The organism is Klebsiella sp. Shm-1 (genome assembly GCF_040804525.1).
In the GTDB taxonomy this organism is placed as follows: domain Bacteria; phylum Pseudomonadota; class Gammaproteobacteria; order Enterobacterales; family Enterobacteriaceae; genus Klebsiella; species Klebsiella pneumoniae.
In genome coordinates, this window is sequence record NZ_CP161823.1 from 908,777 (window position 1) to 927,668 (window position 18,892).

The 18,892-nt window shown below is 62.1% G+C and carries 11 protein-coding genes; 6 read left to right on the top strand and 5 right to left on the bottom strand.

What is annotated here, in order from left to right; all coding sequences use genetic code 11:
- Window positions 1–4: 4 nt before the first annotated feature.
- From recC to recD, 4 genes are all read left to right on the top strand, one after another.
- On the top strand, window positions 5–3,382 hold the full coding sequence (recC, locus tag AB1E37_RS04520; protein WP_004211885.1) for an exodeoxyribonuclease V subunit gamma: 3,378 nt from the start codon (window positions 5–7) through the stop codon (window positions 3,380–3,382).
- A 120-nt stretch (window positions 3,383–3,502) separates the two neighbouring features.
- Window positions 3,503–6,388: a pitrilysin gene (ptrA, locus tag AB1E37_RS04525; protein ID WP_014599249.1), complete on the top strand. Its 2,886-nt coding sequence runs from the start codon at window positions 3,503–3,505 to the stop codon at window positions 6,386–6,388.
- Window positions 6,385–9,921 (top strand): exodeoxyribonuclease V subunit beta, encoded by a 3,537-nt coding sequence (gene recB, locus AB1E37_RS04530; protein ID WP_004900327.1) that lies wholly within the window; start codon window positions 6,385–6,387, stop codon window positions 9,919–9,921. The genes ptrA and recB overlap by 4 nt, the downstream gene beginning before the upstream one ends.
- Window positions 9,918–11,762, top strand: coding sequence for an exodeoxyribonuclease V subunit alpha (gene recD / locus AB1E37_RS04535; RefSeq protein WP_004900323.1), 1,845 nt, complete (start codon window positions 9,918–9,920; stop codon window positions 11,760–11,762). The genes recB and recD overlap by 4 nt, the downstream gene beginning before the upstream one ends.
- Window positions 11,763–11,819: 57 nt before the next feature.
- Here the strand turns inward: recD and AB1E37_RS04540 are convergent, their stop codons facing one another.
- The gene (locus tag AB1E37_RS04540; RefSeq protein ID WP_004900320.1) at window positions 11,820–12,140 is read right to left on the bottom strand and encodes a hypothetical protein; all 321 of its coding nucleotides are present in this window, start codon (window positions 12,138–12,140) and stop codon (window positions 11,820–11,822) included.
- Between the two features lie 229 nt (window positions 12,141–12,369).
- Window positions 12,370–13,701, bottom strand: coding sequence for an amino-acid N-acetyltransferase (gene argA, locus AB1E37_RS04545; protein WP_004149616.1), 1,332 nt, complete (start codon window positions 13,699–13,701; stop codon window positions 12,370–12,372).
- Between the two features lie 227 nt (window positions 13,702–13,928).
- Between argA and amiC the strand changes: the two genes are divergently transcribed.
- Together amiC and cobD are read left to right on the top strand one after the other, a co-directional pair.
- Complete coding sequence (amiC, locus tag AB1E37_RS04550) at window positions 13,929–15,182, top strand: N-acetylmuramoyl-L-alanine amidase AmiC (protein ID WP_004174538.1); 1,254 nt, start codon at window positions 13,929–13,931, stop codon at window positions 15,180–15,182.
- Window positions 15,183–15,199: 17 nt separating this feature from the next.
- Window positions 15,200–16,276, top strand: a complete 1,077-nt coding sequence (cobD, locus tag AB1E37_RS04555; protein ID WP_004143954.1) for a threonine-phosphate decarboxylase CobD — start codon at window positions 15,200–15,202, stop codon at window positions 16,274–16,276.
- 3 nt (window positions 16,277–16,279) lie between these two features.
- Here the strand turns inward: cobD and AB1E37_RS04560 are convergent, their stop codons facing one another.
- The 3 genes from AB1E37_RS04560 to pduV form a co-directional block, all read right to left on the bottom strand.
- The gene (locus AB1E37_RS04560; protein WP_020317261.1) at window positions 16,280–17,146 is read right to left on the bottom strand and encodes an L-threonine kinase; all 867 of its coding nucleotides are present in this window, start codon (window positions 17,144–17,146) and stop codon (window positions 16,280–16,282) included.
- A 91-nt stretch (window positions 17,147–17,237) separates the two neighbouring features.
- The gene (locus AB1E37_RS04565) at window positions 17,238–18,452 is read right to left on the bottom strand and encodes an acetate/propionate family kinase (protein ID WP_032448078.1); all 1,215 of its coding nucleotides are present in this window, start codon (window positions 18,450–18,452) and stop codon (window positions 17,238–17,240) included.
- Window positions 18,449–18,889, bottom strand: a complete 441-nt coding sequence (gene pduV, locus AB1E37_RS04570) for a propanediol utilization protein PduV (protein WP_004185483.1) — start codon at window positions 18,887–18,889, stop codon at window positions 18,449–18,451. The genes AB1E37_RS04565 and pduV overlap by 4 nt, the downstream gene beginning before the upstream one ends.
- Between the last annotated feature and the right edge of the window lie 3 nt (window positions 18,890–18,892).

The following is an 18,892-nucleotide window of genomic DNA, read 5'->3' on the forward strand; positions in this document are numbered from 1 at the left end:
AATTATGTTAAGGGTATACCACTCAAACCGGCTGGATGTTCTCGAGGCGTTGATGGAGTTTATCGTCGAGCGCCAGCGGCTGGATGACCCTTTTCAGGCCGAAATGGTGCTGGTGCAGAGTACCGGCATGGCGCAGTGGCTGCAGATGACCCTGGCCGCGCGCTTCGGGATTGCCGCCAATATCGAGTTCCCGCTGCCGGCGAGCTTTATCTGGGATATGTTCGTGCGCGTCCTGAAAGATATTCCGGGCGAAAGCGCCTTCAGCAAGCAGAGCATGAGCTGGAAGCTGATGACCCTCCTGCCGCAGCACCTGGAGGAAGACGATTTTATCCTGCTGCGCCAGTATCTGAGTGATGACGGCGACAAGCGCAAGCTGTTTCAGCTGGCCGCCCGGGTGGCGGACCTCTATGACCAGTACCTCGTCTATCGCCCGGAGTGGCTGATGCGCTGGGAGGCCGGCCAGCGGGTGGAAGGTCTCGGCGATGCCCAGCAGTGGCAGGCGCCGCTGTGGCAGGCGCTGGTGAGCTATACCGCCGAGCTGGGGCAGCCGCAGTGGCACCGCGCCAATCTCTACCAGCGCTTTATCAGTACCCTGGAAAAAGCGGACGAACCGCCCGCCGGGCTGCCGTCGCGCGTCTTCATCTGCGGGATTTCCGCGCTGCCGCCGGTCTATCTTCAGGCGCTGCAGGCGCTGGGTAAGCATGTCGATGTCTATGTCTTGTTTACCAACCCCTGCCGCTACTACTGGGGAGACATTAAGGATCCGGCGTTCCTGGCGAAGCTGCTGTCGCGCCAGCGGCGCCATCACCGCGAGGCGCGCGCGCTACCTCTGTTTCGCGACACCGAGCAGGCACCGGGGTTGTTTAATGACGCCGGGGAACAGGATGTCGGCAACCCGTTGCTCGCCTCCTGGGGCAAACTGGGGCGCGACTATATCTACCTGCTGGCAGGGCTGGAGCGCTATGAGGAACTGGACGCTTTTGTCGACATCGCCCCCGATAACCTGTTGCATAACCTGCAATCGGATATCCTCGAACTGCGCAACGCGGCGGTGGCCGGGCAGAGCGCAGAGGCATTCGCCCACAGTCGCGACAAACGTCCGCTGGCGCTGGATGACCGCAGTCTGAGCATTCACGTCTGCCACAGTCCGCAGCGCGAAGTGGAGGTTCTGCACGATAGGCTACTGGCGATGCTGGAGGCGGATCCGACGCTCACGCCGCGGGATATCATCGTCATGGTGGCGGATATCGACAGCTACAGCCCCTATATACAGGCGGTGTTTGGCGCAGCCAGCGGCGATCGCTGGCTGCCGTGGGCGATCTCCGACCGTCGCGCCCGAGAGTCGCACCCGGTGCTGCAGGCGTTTATCACGCTGCTCTCGCTGCCGGACAGCCGCTTCGCCAGTGAAGATGTGCTGGCGCTGCTGGACGTCCCGGTGCTGGCGGCGCGCTTTAATATCACGGAAGAAGGGCTGCGCTACCTGCGCCAGTGGGTGAACGAGTCCGGCGTCCGCTGGGGAATGGATGACGACAACGTCCGTGAACTGGACCTGCCGGCGACCGGGCAGCATACCTGGCGGTTCGGCCTCACCCGCATGCTGTTGGGCTACGCGATGGACAGCCGCGAGGGAGAATGGCAGTCGGTGCTGCCGTATGACGAATCCAGCGGTTTGATCGCCGAGCTGGTGGGCAACCTCGCGTCGCTGCTGATGCAGCTTAATCTGTGGCGACGCGGCCTGGCCCAGCAGCGGCCGCTGGCGGAGTGGCTGCCGGTCTGTCGCGATCTGCTGAATGACTTTTTCCTGCCGGACAGTGAGACCGAAGCGGCGCTGGCGCTGATTGAGCAGCAGTGGCTGGCGGTTATTGATAGCGGTCTGGAGGCGCAGTATGGCGAGCAGGTGCCGCTGACGCTGCTGCGCGATGAGCTGGCCCAGCGCCTCGATCAGCAGCGGATCAGCCAGCGCTTTCTTGCCGGCCCGGTCAATATCTGTACCCTGATGCCGATGCGTTCGATCCCCTTTAAGGTGGTGTGCCTGCTGGGGATGAATGACGGGGTTTATCCGCGCACGCTACCGCCGCTGGGCTTTGATTTAATGAGCCAGAAGCCGCAGCGCGGCGACCGCAGCCGGCGCGATGATGACCGCTATCTGTTCCTCGAAGCGCTGATGTCCGCCGAGCAGACGCTGTATATCAGCTATATCGGCCGTTCGATCCAGGACAACAGCGAGCGTTTTCCTTCGGTGCTGGTGCAGGAGCTGGTGGATTATATCGGCCAGAGCCACTGTCTCGCCGGTGACGAAGAGCTTGACTGCGACGCCAGCGAAGCGCGGGTTAAAGCCCATATCACCCATCTTCATACGCGCATGCCGTTCGACGTTGCCAATTTCCAGGAAGACGAGAACAAGAGCTACGCTCGTGAATGGCTGGCGGCCGCCGGCCAGCAGGGAGAGGCGCATAGCGATTTTATACAGCCGCTCACCGCGCCGCCGATTGACAGCCTGCCGTTCGATCAGCTTCTGCGCTTCTGGCAGCACCCGGTACGCGCGTTCTTTCAGCAGCGTTTGCGGGTCAATTTCCGCGCCGAAGAGGACGATATTCCAGACGACGAGCCGTTCACTCTTGAAGGGCTGAGCCGTTATCAACTGAATCAGCAACTGCTCAATACGCTTATTGAGGAGCAGGACGTCTCGGCTATGTTCCGCCGCTTTCGCGCCGCCGGCGAGCTGCCGTATGGCGCCTTTGGCGAGCTGGTCTGGGAGACGCAGCGCCTGGAGATGCAGGCGCTGGCCGAGCGGGTGATGGCCGAGCGCCAGCAGGCGCAGAGCATGGAGATCGATCTGCAGTGCGGCGGCGTGAACCTGACCGGCTGGCTGCAGCAGGTGCAGCCGGACGGTCTGCTGCGCTGGCGGCCTTCGCTGCTGAGCGTCTCCCAGGGGATGCAACTTTGGCTGGAACACCTTGTCTACTGCGCCAGCGGCGGCACCGGCGAGAGCCGGCTGTTTGTGCGGAAAGAGGGAGAGTGGCGCTTTCCGGCGCTGGCGCCCGCCGAGGCGCAGGCGTACCTTAACGAGCTGGTGGATGGCTATTTGCTGGGGATGTCGCAGCCGCTGCTGCTGCTGCCGGAAAGCGGTGGCGCCTGGCTGAAAGCCTGTTACGACGCCGAAAAGGATGTCATCTTAATGGACGAAGAGACGCAGCAGAAAGCGCGGAGCAAATTCCTGCAGACCTACGAAGGGAACATGGTGGTCAGCGGGGAGGGCGCCGATATCTGGTATCAACGCCTGTGGCGTTCGCTGGAGCCGGCGCATTACGAAGAAATCATTGCCCAGACGCAGCGTTATCTGTTACCGCTATATCGTTACCATCGGTCCACACAAATTTAAATAGTATAAAAATTGCGCACTGAATGGCGGTTCATTTAATATGCGCAACGTATCACGGACTGATGGACATAAAAGGCTGCACGCTGTGCAGCGCAAGTTTGTTAATGATGAGGTTCGTGAATGCCCCGCAGTTTATGGTTCAAGGTTTTTGTTGTGCTGGCCGTCCTCTGGGCGCCGTTTAGTCAGGCCGACACCGGATGGCAGCCGATTCAGGAGACGATCCGCAAAAGCGAAAAAGATACGCGTCAGTATCAGGCGATCCGCCTTGATAACGACATGGTCGTGCTGCTGGTTTCCGATCCGCAGGCGGTGAAATCGCTGTCGGCGCTGGTGGTGCCGGTGGGATCCCTGCAGGATCCGGCAGATCATCAGGGGCTGGCGCATTTTCTGGAACATATGACGCTGATGGGGTCGCAAAAATATCCCCAGCCTGACAGCCTTGCAGAGTTTCTTAAGCTGCACGGCGGCAGCCATAACGCCAGTACCGCGCCCTACCGCACCGCGTTTTATCTTGAAGTGGAAAATGATGCGCTGGACGGGGCCGTAGATCGCCTGGCCGACGCCATCGCCGCGCCGCTGCTGGATAAAAAATATGCCGACCGCGAACGTAACGCGGTCAACGCCGAGCTGACGATGGCCCGGACGCGAGACGGGATGCGCATGGCCCAGGTCAGCGCGGAGACCATCAACCCGGCTCACCCGGCGGCCCACTTCTCCGGCGGCAACCTCGAGACGCTCAGCGATAAGCCCGGCAGCCCGGTGCTTGATGCGCTGCACACCTTCCGCGATAGCTGGTACTCCGCCAATCTGATGAAAGCGGTGATCTACAGCAACAAGCCGTTGCCGGCGCTGGCGCGCATGGCTGCGGACACCTTTGGCCGCGTGCCGAATCGTCAGATCAGCAGGCCGGAAATTACCGTCCCGGTGGTCACGGATGCGCAAAAAGGCATCATTATTCACTATGTGCCGGCGATGCCGCGTAAAGTGCTGCGCGTCGAGTTTCGCATCGACAACAACAGCGATCGCTTCCGCAGCAAAACCGATGAGCTGGTCACCTATCTTATCGGCAACCGCAGCCCGGGCACGCTCTCTGACTGGTTGCAAAAACAGGGTCTGGCGGAAGGTATCCGCGCCGATTCCGATCCGGTGGTAAACGGCAACAGCGGCGTACTGGCGATCTCAGCCACCCTCACCGACAAAGGCCTGGCGCACCGCGATGAAGTGACGGCGGCCATTTTCAGCTACCTCGGCCTCCTGCGTACTCAGGGCATCGATAAACGGTACTTCGACGAACTGGCGCATGTACTGGCGCTGGATTTCCGCTATCCGTCGATCAACCGCGACATGGACTACGTGGAATGGCTGGCGGACACCATGATCCGAGTGCCGGTCGAGCATGCGCTGGACGTGGTGAATATTGCCGACCAGTACGACCCGCAGGCGATCAAAGACCGGCTGGCGATGATGACCCCGCAGAACGCCCGCATCTGGTATATCAGCCCCCAGGAGCCGCATAACAAGACGGCCTACTTTGTCGATGCGCCGTATCAGGTGGATAAGATTAGCGAGCAGACGTTCGCTGACTGGCAGCACAAATCGCAGGCCATCCAGCTGCAGCTGCCGGCGCTCAACCCCTATATTCCGGATGACTTCACCCTTATCAAAAGCGATAAAGCCTGGCCGCATCCGCAGCTGATCCTTGATGAACCGACGCTGCGGGTGGTGTATGCCCCGAGCCAGTATTTTGCCAGCGAGCCGAAGGCGGACATCTCCCTGGTGCTGCGTAATCCCCAGGCGATGGACAGCGCTCGCCGGCAGGTGATGTTTGCCCTCAACGATTATCTCGCCGGCATCGCCCTCGACCAGCTCAGTAACCAGGCGGCGGTCGGCGGCATTTCGTTCTCTACCGGCGCTAATAACGGATTAATGGTCAATGCCAACGGCTATACCCAGCATCTTCCGGCGCTGTTCAGCGATCTGTTGCAGGGATACTTCAGCTATACGCCGACCGAGGAGCAGCTGGAGCAGGCCAAATCCTGGTATGCGCAGATGATGGATTCCGCCGAGAAAGGCAAAGCCTACGATCAGGCGATAATGCCGATCCAGATGGTCTCGCAGGTGCCGTACTTCCAGCGCGAAGTGCGCCGGGCGCTGCTGCCCTCCATTACCCTTAAAGAGGTGCTCGACTACCGCGCCAACCTGAAAACCAGGGGGCGTCCTGAACTGATGGTGATCGGCAATATGACCGCCGATGCCGCCACGACCCTGGCCCGCCAGATCCAGCAGCAGCTGGGCGCTGACGGCAACGAATGGTGCCGTAATAAAGACGTGGTGGTGAACCGGCAGCAGCTGGCGATCTTCAACAAAGCGGGCAATAGCACCGACTCCGCGCTGGCCGCGGTGTTTGCGCCGCCCAACGTGGATGAGTTCAGCAGCACCGCCGCCAGCACCCTGCTGGGGCAGATCATTCAGCCGTGGTTCTACAACCAGCTGCGTACTGAAGAGCAGCTCGGCTACGCGGTCTTTGCCTTCCCGATGAACGTGGGGCGCCAGTGGGGCATGGGCTTCCTGCTGCAGAGTAGCGATAAGCAGCCGGCCTTCCTCTGGCAGCGGTTCCAGGCCTTCTTCCCCACCGCGGAGGCGAAGCTGCGGGCGATGAAGCCGGAAGAGTTTGCTCAGCTCCAGCAGGCGGTGATAAGCCAGATGCTGCAGGCGCCGCAGACGCTGGGCGATGAAGCCTCGAAACTGAGCAAAGATTTCGATCGCGGTAATATGCGTTTTGATTCACGTGATAAAGTAGTGGCTCAGATTAAACTGCTGACGCCGCAAAAACTTGCCGACTTCTTCCATCAGACGGTGGTGGATCCGCAGGGCATGACGATCTTGTCCCAGATTTCCGGTAGCCAGAATGGCAAAGCGGACTATGCCCAGCCGAAAGGCGGCAAAGTGTGGGAAAACGTCAGCGCATTGCAGCAATCCTTACCCCTGATGCGAGAGAATGAATGACCGACACCGCTGAGTCTTTGGATCCCCTGCGCTTGCCCCTGATCGGCGAGCGCCTGATAGAAGCCTCTGCGGGCACCGGAAAAACCTTTACCATCGCCGTGCTGTATCTGCGGCTGCTGTTGGGGCTGGGCGGTGAGGCCGCCTATCCCCGCGCCATCAGCGTTGAAGAACTGCTGGTGGTGACCTTTACCGAGGCGGCGACCGAAGAGCTGCGCGGCCGTATCCGCAGCAACATCCACGAACTGCGCATCGCCTGCCTGCGCGGCGAATCCGACAATCCGCTCTACAGCGCGTTGTTGGCGGAGATCGCCGATAAAGATGACGCTGCGAAGACGCTGCTGCTGGCTGAACGGCAGATGGACGAGGCGGCGGTATTCACCATCCACGGCTTTTGCCAACGGATGCTGAGCCTTAACGCCTTCGAGTCGGGCATGCTGTTCGAGCAACAGCTGATCGAGGATGAATCCCGCCTGCGCTATCAGGCCTGCGCCGATTTCTGGCGCCGCCACTGCTATCCCCTGACCCGCGATATCGCGGCGGTGATCCACGACGTCTGGAAAGGGCCGCGCGATCTGCTGAAGTCCCTTGACCGCTGGCTGCAGGGCGAAGCGCCGCAGCTTAAGTCGCCGCCAGCCCCTAACGAGACGCTGGCCGAACGCCATCAGCAGATCATCGCCCGCATTGACTCGCTCAAGCAGCAGTGGCGTGAGCAGGTGGGCGAGATCGAAGGCGTGCTGGAAAATTCCGGCCTTGACCGGCGGAAGTTTAATCGCGGCAACCAGGGCAAGTGGATGGAGAAAGTGAACGCCTGGGCGCAGGAAGAGACGTTAAGCTACCAGCTGCCCGACGCGCTGGAGAAATTTGCCCAGTCGTTTCTGCTCGAGCGCACCAAAGCCGGTGGCGAACCGCCGGTGCATCCCCTGTTTAGCGCCGTAGAGTCGTTGCTGGCCTCCTCGCTGACGCTCACCGATCTGGTGCTGGCGAGAGCGATGGTCGAGATCCGCGATGCGGTCGCCCGCGAAAAGCGCCGCCGCGGCGAGCTGGGGTTTGACGATATGCTCGGCCGGCTTGACGAGGCGCTGCGCGGCGACAGCGGCGAGACGCTGGCCAGCGCCATTCGCCAGCGTTTTCCAGTGGCGATGATCGATGAATTTCAGGACACCGACCCTCAGCAGTACCGGATTTTTCGCCGCATCTGGCGCCGGCAGCCGGAGACGGCTCTGCTGCTGATCGGCGATCCCAAGCAGGCCATCTACGCCTTTCGCGGCGCCGATATCTTTACCTATATGAAAGCGCGCGGCGACGTTGCCGCGCACTACACCCTCGATACCAACTGGCGCTCCTCGCCGGGCATGGTGGGCAGCGTCAATCGGCTGTTCAGCCTCAGCGATAACCCCTTCATGTTCCACGAGATCCCGTTCCTGCCGGTGAAGGCGGCGGCGAAGAACAAGGGGCTGCGCTTTACCGTTGACGCGGCGGACGTACCGGCGATGAACGTCTGGCTGATGCCCGGCGACACTGTCGGGTCTGGCGATTATCAGACCTTTATGGCGCAGCTCTGCGCCACGCAGATCCGCGACTGGCTGAGCGCCGGTCAGCGGGGGCGCGCGCTGCTGTGGCGCGGGGAAACCTCGCGCCCGGTACAGGCTTCGGATATTACCGTGCTGGTGCGCAACCGGCTGGAGGCGGCGCAGGTGCGTGAAGCGCTGCAGACGCTGGGTATTCCCTCGGTCTACCTCTCCAACCGCGACAGCGTTTTTGAGACGCTGGAGGCCCAGGAGCTGCTCTGGCTATTGCAGGCGGTGCTGGCCCCGGAGCGGGAAAATACCCTGCGCAGCGCGCTGGCGACGTCGATGTTTGGCCTGACCGCGCTGGATATTGAAAACCTGAACCAGGATGAGCAGGCGTGGGACGCGCTGGTGGAAGAGTTCAGCGAATACCGCCAGATTTGGCGGCAGCGCGGAGTGATGCCGATGCTGCGGGCGTTGATGACAGCCCGACATATCGCCGAGAATCTGCTGGCGACCCGCGGCGGCGAGCGGCGCTTAACCGACATTCTGCACATCAGCGAACTGCTGCAGGAGGCGGCCAGCCAGCTGGAAAGCGAGCATGCCCTGGTGCGCTGGCTGGCGCAGCATATCGCCGAGCCGGACAGCAACGCCGCCAGCCAGCAGATGCGTCTCGAAAGCGATAAGCACCTGGTGCAAATTGTCACTATTCACAAGTCAAAAGGGCTGGAATACCCCCTGGTCTGGCTGCCGTTTATCGCCCGGTTTCGTAAACAGGACCAGGCGTTTTACCACGATCGCGAGACGTTCGCGGCGGTGCTGGATCTGGGCCAGGATGAGGCCAGCCTCGAGCTGGCGGAGGCGGAACGACTGGCGGAAGATCTGCGCCTGCTGTACGTCGCCCTGACCCGCGCGGTCTGGCACTGCAGCCTCGGCGTGGCGCCGCTCAGCAGCCGGAAATCCGGCAACAGCGATTTCCACCTCAGCGCGCTGGGGTGGCTGCTGCAGGCGGGCGAAGCCATGGACGCCGCCGGGCTGGCTGCGCGGCTGGCAGACTTCTGTCATGGCGATATTGCATTACAGATTCCGGGCGAACTGGATCTCACCCCGTGGCAGGCGCCCGCGGCGACCATCCCGCGATTGTCGGCGCGCGAGCTGCAGCGCCGCATCGCCGACGACTGGCGGGTGACCAGTTACTCCGGACTGCAGCAGCATGGTTTCAGCGGCGGGCAGGATTTGCTGCCGCGTCTGGATGTTGATGCCGCCGGCGTCGGCGAAGTCGTGGAAGAGCCGCAGCTGACTCCGCACCAGTTCCCGCGCGGCGCCGCGCCGGGGACCTTCCTGCACAGCCTGTTTGAGGAGCTGGACTTCACCCAGCCGGTGCCGGAAGGGTGGATGGCGGAGAAGCTGCAGCTGAGCGGGTTTGACGCGCAGTGGGCGCCGGTGCTGACCGACTGGCTGGGGGGCGTGCTGAAGACCCGCCTGCCGGGGCCGGATATCGCGCTCAATCAGCTTGCGGCGCGGGATAAACAGGTGGAGATGGCATTTTACCTGCCCATCGCCCAGCTGCTGACGGCGGAGCGCCTTGACGCGCTTATCCGCCAGTACGATCCCCTCTCTGCCGACACGCCGCCGCTGGATTTCCGCCAGGTGCGCGGCATGCTGAAGGGCTTTATCGATCTGGTCTTCCGTCACGAAGGCCGTTATTACCTGCTGGATTACAAATCCAACTGGCTGGGGGAAGATCGCGAGGCCTACACCCGGCCGGCGATGGAGCAGGCGATGCGTGCCCACCGCTACGATCTACAGTATCAGCTGTATAGCCTGGCGCTGCACCGCTATCTGCGCCACCGGCTGGCCGATTATGACTATGACCGCCACTTCGGCGGCGTGATTTATCTTTTCCTGCGCGGCATGGACGGGCAGGAGGGGGGGCAGGGGATCTTCACCACCCGGCCGGTGCGACCGCTGATTGACGGTCTGGATCAGCTTTTTGCCGGAGAAACTCAGGAGGAGGCCTCATGACTTTCGAACAACTACTGCTGGCGGCGGTGGAGCAGCGTCTGCTGCGGCCGCTGGACGTCCAGTTTGCCCTGATGGTGGCGCAAAACGACCCGCCGGCGGTCAAGCTGGCGGCGGCCTTGCTGAGCCGGGATGCCGGCGAGGGGCACGTCTGTCTGCCGCTCTCGCGGTTGAGCGGCGACGAGGCGCTGAGCGGTAAAGCGGGGGAGATCCGCGATCGGCTGCTGGCCGAAGCCGGCGCGCCGGAGGACTGGCCCGCACTGCTGCTCGCGTCGTCGGCGGTGAGCTGCGGCGATGCTCCGGCGCCGATGATTTTGTGCGGCGACCGGCTCTATCTGAATCGGATGTGGCGCAACGAGCTGACCGTCGCCCGCTTCTTCAATGAAGCCAACCGGGTGCTGGAGATGGATGAGGCCCGGCTGGCGTCAACCCTGAATGCCCTGTTCCCTGCCACCGGCGAAACCGACTGGCAAAAAGTGGCCGCGGCGGTGGCGCTGACCCGCCGCATCTCAGTGATCTCCGGCGGTCCCGGGACCGGGAAGACCACCACCGTGGCGAAGCTTCTGGCGGCGCTGATCCAGATCGAAGACAGCCCACGCTGTCGTATTCGCCTGGCGGCACCGACGGGGAAAGCGGCGGCGCGTCTGACCGAATCGCTGGGCGCGGCGCTGAGAAAATTGCCGCTGACCGACGCGCAGAAAGCGTTGATTCCCACCGAGGCCAGCACGCTGCATCGTCTGCTGGGCGCCCAGCCAGGCAGCCAGCGGATGCGCTATCACGCCGGCAACCCGCTGCATCTGGACGTGCTGGTGGTGGATGAAGCCTCGATGATCGACCTGCCGATGATGTCGCGGCTTATCGACGCGCTGCCGGCCCACGGGCGGGTGATTTTCCTCGGCGATCGCGACCAGCTGGCCTCCGTAGAAGCGGGGGCGGTGCTGGGGGATATCTGCGCCTGGGCGAGTTCGGGCTATACCGCCGCGCGGGCGCAGGAGCTGACCCGGCTGACCGGTTCGCCGGTGCCGGCGGGCGAGGGGGCTATCGCGGGCGCGCTGAGAGACAGTTTGTGCCTGCTGCAAAAGAGCTATCGCTTCGGTAGTCACTCCGGCATCGGGAGCCTGGCGCGGGCGGTGAACGCTGGCGCGCGCGCGGAGGTGAAGGCCACGCTGCGCCAGCCGTTTGACGATATCGCGCTTCATCCCCTCAGCACGACCGAAGAGTACGAAGCCATGCTCGGCGCGGCTCAGCAGGGCTATGAGCGCTACCTGCAGCTGCGCCGCGAGCGGGCCGAACCGCAGGCCATGCTGGCCGCTTTCAGCGAATTCCAGCTGCTGTGCGCGCTGCGCGAGGGGCCGTATGGCGTGAGCGGCGTCAATGAGCGGCTGGAGCAGCGGCTCAACCGCCAGCGGGCGATCGCCCTGCCGCGCCACTCTCGCTGGTATGATGGCCGACCGATCATGATATCGCGCAACGACAGCGCGCTGGGGCTGTTTAACGGCGATATCGGCATCGCCCTGGAGCGCAACGGCGAGCTGCGGGTGTGGTTCCTGATGCCCGACGGCGCCATCAAGTCGGTGCAGCCGAGCCGTCTGCCGGAGCATGATACCGCCTGGGCGATGACCGTGCATAAATCGCAGGGCTCGGAGTTCGAACACGCGGCGCTGATCCTGCCGGCGCGCAGCGTCCCGCTGGTGACCCGCGAACTGGTCTACACGGCGATCACCCGCGCGAAACGGCGGTTGTCGCTCTATGCCGACGAGCAGGTGCTCTCCCAGGCCATTGTGACGCGCACCGAACGGCGCAGCGGCCTGGCGGAGATTTTCGCCGGGCGCGAAACCCCATGAGACGCCGGGTCCGGGCGATGGAAAATGCTGCAGCCGTCGCCCGGGCTGGCGGAAAAATCAGTAACTAAAGAACAGAGGGAAAAGCCAGAGCGCCGAGATCGAGTTCATCGCGAAAAAGCGGACTGCTGCGCCGCCGGCCAGCGGTGGGGTGGAACAGCGGGCACAAAAAATCACCAGCGAGGAGATGAGAAGATTCATGCCGGACGTCAGGGCCAGCAGAAATAATATCGCGATGGCGGCGCCGAGCGCGGCATAGCCATGCTGATGATGGCGCTGGTTATCCCAGAGGAGCAGTATCATCAGCAACCACGGATAGAGGGCGACCGCGGTGGTGATGAGATTAATATGTCTGACCAGCCAGTTCGGTTTGGTTTCCATTCTTTAAGCGATCCTTACAGGGCGGGTGGCGGCCGCGGCGCCAGTCGACGTCCTGTCGACAGCCAATAGCATATCGGTGAGCCAGCGAGAAAGAAATGGCCTGCGCGGAAACCAGGAATTTCGCCCGCGTGCGTACGCCAGGCTGGCGGGAAGAGGGGCGGGAGACCGGCCGGGGATAAAGCGATAAGCGTCGCGCTATCCCGGGCCGTTAGATAGAGAGGAGAAGGGCTTAAGCGAGGTCGGCCATCAGCACCTTCGACCGGCGCTGATAGTTATACATCTGCTTTTTACTCTCCGGCAGCAGGTCGATATCCACCGGCGTGAAGCCGCGCTCCTGGAACCAGTGGATGCTGCGGGTGGTTAACACGAACAGCTTGCTCAGTCCCATCTGCCTGGCCTGAGCGGCAATACGCTCCAGCAGCACCTCTCCCCGCGACGAGCTCCGGTAATCCGGATGCACCGCCACGCAGGCCATTTCGCCGATCTTCTCTTCCGGGAAAGGATAGAGGGCGGCGCAGGCGATGGTGGTGTTATCGCGCTGAATAATGGTGAATTTGTCGATCTCCATCTCCAGCTGTTCGCGGGAACGGCGTACCAGAATGCCCTGCTGCTCGAGCGGGCTTATCAGCTCAAGAATACCGCCGATATCATTGATGGTCGCCCGACGGATCTGCTCCGCGCTCTCCATGACGATCTGGGTGCCGATGCCGTCGCGTGAAAACAGCTCCTGCAGCAGCGCGCCATTTTCCTGATAGCTGATCAGGTGGCAGCGCCGTACGCCGCTGCGGCAGGCCTTCACCGCCCCGCGCAGGAAGCGCACGGTGCCGGAGTTATAGTCTTCGTCTGCTTCCAGCTCTTCGACGCGGGCTTGCGCCTCATTAGGGAACAGTTCGGAGACAATTTCCCCGGCCTGGTTGTAAACCCCTTGCGACGAACAGAAGCCGATCATTTTCTCCGCCTTCAGCTTGATGGCCAGCTGGGTAGCGATCTCTTCCGAAGTCAGGTTAAAGCTCTCGCCGGTGACCGACACCGCGACCGGCCCCATCAGGACAATGGCGCCGCTGTCGAGCTGACGATGAATCGCCTCTTCGTCAATGCGGCGAATGCGTCCGCTGTGGCAATAATCGACGCCGTCATCGACGCCCAGCGGCTGGGCAATGATAAAGTTGCCGCTGACAACGTTGATATGGGCCCCCTGCAGCGGGGTGTTGTTGAGGCTCATCGACAGACGGGCGGTGATCTCCAGCTGCAGCATCCCCGCCGCCTGCTTAACCAGCTCCAGCGTTTTGGCGTCAGTCACTCGCGTCTGCTTGTGATAGACCGGCTCGTGATGGTGCTCGGCGAGGTTAGCGTCAATCTGCGGGCGGGCGCCATAGACCACCACCAGGCGAATGCCCAGGCTATGCAATAATCCTATGTCATTGACAATATTTGAGAAATTTTCATGCTCAATGGCTTCGCCGCCCAGCATGATGACAAACGTTTTTCCCCGATGGGCATTAATATAGGGAACAGAATGGCGGAATCCTTCTACCAGTTCAGTGCGACGTTCCTTCACCATGACAAACCCTCAATGCATGATTATTCGTAATTATTGTATTTTTATTCTGTTTTGCCGTTAAGCGCAAGCCCCAATTTGAGGCTAAGCCGCGAAAAACATGTGACCCGGCGCAGGGTGTCAATGAATGTTTACCCTTTTATAGATGACAGGTTATATGCCTTTCGTTAAAGTTTCTGGTCAATCTGTTTGTTTTGGGTATAAATGCGTTTTTATTGCTTGGGAGTGGCATGTCGGGAAACAACTCTGGATTAAGCCGTCGCCGTTTATTGCAGGGGGCGGGCGCCATGTGGTTAATGAGCGTGAGCCCTGTTGGGCTGGCCGCCGCCGCGCGGGTGGTCGCTGTTCGCGTCTGGCCAGCATCGACCTACACCCGCGTCACGGTGGAATCGAATCATGTGCTGAAATACCGGCAGTTTGCCCTCAGTAATCCGGAACGGGTAGTGGTCGATCTGGAGGGGGTTAACCTGAACTCGGTACTGAAGGGCATGGGGGGCCAGATCCGCGCTGACGATCCCTTTATTAAGTCCGCCCGGGTGGGCCAGTTTGATCCGCAAACCGTGCGCATGGTCTTCGAACTCAAGCAGAACGTTAAGCCGCAGCTGTTTGCCCTCGCGCCGGTGGCCGGCTTTAAAGAGCGTCTGGTGATGGATCTCTACCCCGCCAACGCTACCGATGTTCAGGATCCGCTGCTGGCGCTGCTCGAGGATTACAACAAAGGCGATCTGGAGCGGCAGGTGCCGCCGGCGCAAAGCGGGCCGCAGCCGGGCAAAGCCGGGCGCGACCGGCCGATTGTCATCATGCTCGATCCCGGGCACGGCGGCGAAGACTCCGGTGCCGTGGGGAAGTATCGCACCCGCGAGAAAGATGTGGTGCTACAGATCGCCCGTCGCCTGCGGGCGCTGATCGACAAAGAAGGCAATATGAAGGCCTATATGACCCGCAACGAAGACGTGTTTATCCCGTTGAAAGTGCGTGTCGCCAAGGCGCAGAAGCAGCGCGCCGACCTGTTCGTGTCGATTCACGCCGACGCCTTTACCAGCCGCCAGCCCAGCGGCTCTTCGGTGTTTGCCCTCTCCACCAAGGGGGCCACCAGTACCGCGGCAAAATATCTCGCCCAGACGCAGAACGCCTCGGATCTGATCGGTGGGGTCAGCAAGAGCGGCGACCGCTATGTCGACCACACCATGTTCGATATGGTGCAGTCCCTCACCATCGCCGACAGCCTCAAATTCGGAAAGGCAGTGCTGGAGAAAATGGGCAATATCAATAATTTGCACAAGAATCGGGTAGAGCAGGCGGGCTTTGCGGTACTGAAGGCGCCTGATATCCCCTCCATTCTGGTGGAGACGGCGTTTATCAGTAACGTGGAAGAAGAGCGGAAACTGAAAACGGCCAAATTCCAGCAGGAGGTGGCCGAGTCGATCCTCGCCGGGATTAAAGCCTACTTCGCCGACGGCGCGACGCTGGCCCGCCGCGGATAACCACACAGGAAAGGGACATGGCCTTACTGAAAAGCGCCCATGGCGGCAATATCCGCGAGGCCGCCGCCCTGCTGGGCATAGCCCCCGGCGAGCTGCTGGATTTTAGCGCCAACATCAATCCGCTGGGGATGCCTGCCTCGCTCAGGCAGGCGATCGTTGACAACCCAGGCTGCGCCGAACGCTACCCTGACGTCGAGTATCAACAGCTGCATCAGGCGCTGGCTGCCCACCATCAGTTGCCGGCGGCGCATATCCTCGCCGGCAACGGCGAAACTGAATCGATCTTCACCCTCGTCCACGGCCTTAAGCCGCGGCGGGCGATGATCGTCATTCCCGGTTTTGCGGAGTACCGGCGGGCGCTGCAGACGGTGGACTGTGAGGTGGTGGAGTATGCCCTGCGGGAGCGCGATGGCTGGCAGCTGACCGACGCGATCCTCGATGCCCTGACTCCGGCGCTGGACTGCCTGTTTCTCTGCACCCCGAACAACCCCACCGGCCTGCTGCCGGAGCGGGGCCTGCTGGAAGCCATTGCGCAGCGCTGCCGGGCGCTGAACATCAGCCTGATCCTCGATGAGGCCTTCCTCGACTTTATCCCCGACCAGCCGGGGTTTATTCCTCTGCTGGCGCAGCATCCGCACGTCTGGGTTTTGCGATCGCTGACCAAATTTTATGCCATTCCGGGGCTGCGTCTCGGCTACCTGCTGAACGCTGATGCCCAGGCGGTGGCCCGACTGCGCGCGCGACAAATGCCGTGGTCCATCAACGCCTATGCCGCCCTGGCCGGGGAAATTATTCTCCAGGATCGGGCGTATCAGCGGGCCACCTGGCAGTGGCTGCAGGAGGAGGGAGCGCGTTTCTATGCGCAGCTGCAGGAGATGGCCGGGCTGACCGTGTGGCCCGGGCGTGCTAACTACCTGTTCTTGCGCTGCGACAGAGCCGATTTTGACCTGCAATATGCCCTGCTGCGCCAGCATGTGCTGATCCGCAGCTGCGCCAACTACCCGGGGCTGGATAGCCGCTATTTCCGGGTGGCGATCCGCAGCGCCGAGGAAAACGACCAGCTGCTGGCGGCGTTGCGCCGGGTGCTGGCCTGAGGCCTACTGCAGGATGACGCCCCCGGGCACCATCGCCAACAGATGCTGCTGCGGCCAGTGGGCGGCGATATCGCTCTCTGCCAGCCGCCATTGCAGAAATTCGACGTCATGCCGACGGCGGTCCAGCAGCAGGCCGACGACGCTGCCGCTGTGCGCCACGTTGAGACCATAGAGCCCTGCGCTTTCCACCAGGTCCAGCAGCGCGTCAAACCCCGGCTTAGGTAACAGCTGCTGGCTGGCAATGGCGCTGATGGTCGCTGCTTCGCCCAGCAGCTGCGGGTTGCCGCAGTGGCAGGCCTGCTGTACTTTCTCCCACGCCAGCTGCAGCCGGGAGGCGTTTGCCAACAGGCCCGGCTCGCGCGGCAGCTGGTGATAGTCGGTAGTGCGCAGCGTCAGCGGGCTCTCCAGCACTAACAGGTCGAGCGCCGGCGGAGGGGGACAGGCGATTTGCGTGGCGGCGGTATTATGGTCGAACAGCGTCAGCTGGCGAAACAGGGTGCTGTCGGTAGGCTCCAGCGCGACGCACAGGCGCGCCAGCGTCGGCTCATCCAGTAGATGGCCCAGATGATGGGCGGTGGCGACGGCGGTGGCAGCGATATCGGCGGTGCTGCTGGCCATCCCTTTGGCCACCGGGATCGTTGAGTGCAGGGTGATGCGGATCTGCTGGCTCAGCGCTGGGGGGTAGCCCCAGTGGGCCAGCAGCTGGTCGACCATCGCCCGCGACAGCGGCCGCTCGTCTTTTCGCGGTACCCCGGTCTCGACCTCGACGGTGCTGTACCAGTCCACCGGACAGGAGACCAGCTTTTCGCTGCCGAGGATCCAGCCCTGGATAAGTTCTCCGCACGAGGCGGGACATTGTGCAACAGCCACATTTTCACCTTTCCGCTTACCTTCGCCAGGGCGCATAGTGGCATGGCGACCCGCCGGTTACCATGATTCTCCGCAAGAGGAGGCGCGTCGTTTATGCCGACACCGCCAGCTCGCGCGCCTGCGGCAATGCAAGACGCATGACGTCGCGGGCAATCATTAGCTCTTCATTGGTGTTGATCACCGCCACTTTGACCAGCGCATTATCCTCCTGAATAAAGGTCGCGCTCCGCTGGTTTTTCTCGTCGTCCAGCGCGAGGCCGAGAAAATGCAAATTGCGGCAGATCGTCGCCCGCGCCCGGGCGGAATTCTCGCCTATGCCGCCGGTAAAGATCAGCGCGTCCAGACCTCCCATCTGCATGATATAGCTGCCGATAGTCGCGCGAATGCGTTCGGCAAACAGCGACAGCGCCAGAGCCGCCCGTTCGTTGCCGGCGTCAGCTGCCTGTTCGACGTCGCGGTAATCAGATGACACGCCGGAGACGCCAAGCAGCCCGGATTCATTATTCAGCAGCTGGCTGAGCTGCTGGGCGGATTTCCCTTCTTTCTCCACCAGCCAGGGAAGAATCGACGGGTCGATATCGCCGCTGCGGGTGCCCATCATCACCCCGGACTGGGGAGTAAAGCCCATTGAGGTATTCACCGACTGCCCGCCTTTGATGGCGCAGACGCTACAGCCATTGCCCAGATGGCAGCTTACTACCCGCAGGGCGCTCAGCGGTACGCCCAGCTTTTCCGCCAGCGCGCTGCTGACATAGTGATGGCTGGTACCGTGAAAACCGTAGCGGCGAATGCCCAGCTCGGCGTAATAGCGCCAGGGGAGGGGATAGAGCCAGGCCTCCGGCGCCAGGGTCTGGTGAAAGGCGGTATCAAAAACCGCCACCGCCGGTACCGCGGGTAACAGCTGGCGAAAGAGACGTATGCCCAGCGCATTGACCGGGTTATGCAACGGCGCCAGCTCCGCCAGGCGCTCGATCTCCCGCAGGGTATCGTCGCAGACCAGCGCGGCGTCTTTGAAGCGTTCGCCGCCGTGGGCGACGCGGTGGCCAACGCCGTCGATCTCCTGCAGGCTGCTCAGGATCCCGCGGCCGGTCAGCGCCTCCAGCAGCAGGGTCACTGCCTCATGGTGATCGGCGATGGGCAGCGTCTCCTGCCATTTCTGTGCCGACGTTTTCAGCGTGAAGCGGGCCTCGGGCAGGCCGATACGTTCGATCAACCCCTGACAGAGCAACGCCCCCTGCGGCATGTTAAGCAGCTGAAACTTCAGGGAGGAGCTGCCGGCGTTAATCGCCATGATTTTATAGGTCATTGATATTCCTCTGCATTCAGGCAGGCGAACAGGTCATCAAGCCCGTCGCCGGTTAACGCGCTGGTGATAAAGATATGTCCGGCGCCCGCCGCCTCGAGCCATGTCCGGACCTGTTGCAGACGGGGCGGGGCGGCTAAATCGGCTTTGGTGATCACCCCGATAACCGGGCGGTTCATCGGGGCGGTAAACCCCGGAGAAAAAGGTGACCAGGGCGCATCGGCATTTAGTACCAGCGCGATGACATCGGCCTCGCAGGCGCTGGTGAGCAGTGCACTGTACAGGCAGCGGTTTTCCAGATATTCCCCGGGGGTATCGATGGCGGCCGGCGTCCAGACGATGGCCTGGGTTTTCTGATAGCGCAGGGTTTCGCCACGCAATACCTGTGTCAGCGAGGTTTTGCCGCACTGGCTGGGTCCGATTAGCATCAGGCGTTTCATGGG

Coding starts and splice junctions, on each gene's coding strand:
- recD (WP_004900323.1), top strand. CDS start 9,918: ATGACTTTCGAACAACTACTGCTGGCGGCGGTGGAGCAGCGTCTGCTG.
- argA (WP_004149616.1), bottom strand. CDS start 13,701: ATGGTGAAGGAACGTCGCACTGAACTGGTAGAAGGATTCCGCCATTCT.
- recC (WP_004211885.1), top strand. CDS start 5: ATGTTAAGGGTATACCACTCAAACCGGCTGGATGTTCTCGAGGCGTTG.
- AB1E37_RS04540 (WP_004900320.1), bottom strand. CDS start 12,140: ATGGAAACCAAACCGAACTGGCTGGTCAGACATATTAATCTCATCACC.
- recB (WP_004900327.1), top strand. CDS start 6,385: ATGACCGACACCGCTGAGTCTTTGGATCCCCTGCGCTTGCCCCTGATC.
- AB1E37_RS04565 (WP_032448078.1), bottom strand. CDS start 18,452: ATGACCTATAAAATCATGGCGATTAACGCCGGCAGCTCCTCCCTGAAG.
- pduV (WP_004185483.1), bottom strand. CDS start 18,889: ATGAAACGCCTGATGCTAATCGGACCCAGCCAGTGCGGCAAAACCTCG.
- ptrA (WP_014599249.1), top strand. CDS start 3,503: ATGCCCCGCAGTTTATGGTTCAAGGTTTTTGTTGTGCTGGCCGTCCTC.
- cobD (WP_004143954.1), top strand. CDS start 15,200: ATGGCCTTACTGAAAAGCGCCCATGGCGGCAATATCCGCGAGGCCGCC.
- amiC (WP_004174538.1), top strand. CDS start 13,929: ATGTCGGGAAACAACTCTGGATTAAGCCGTCGCCGTTTATTGCAGGGG.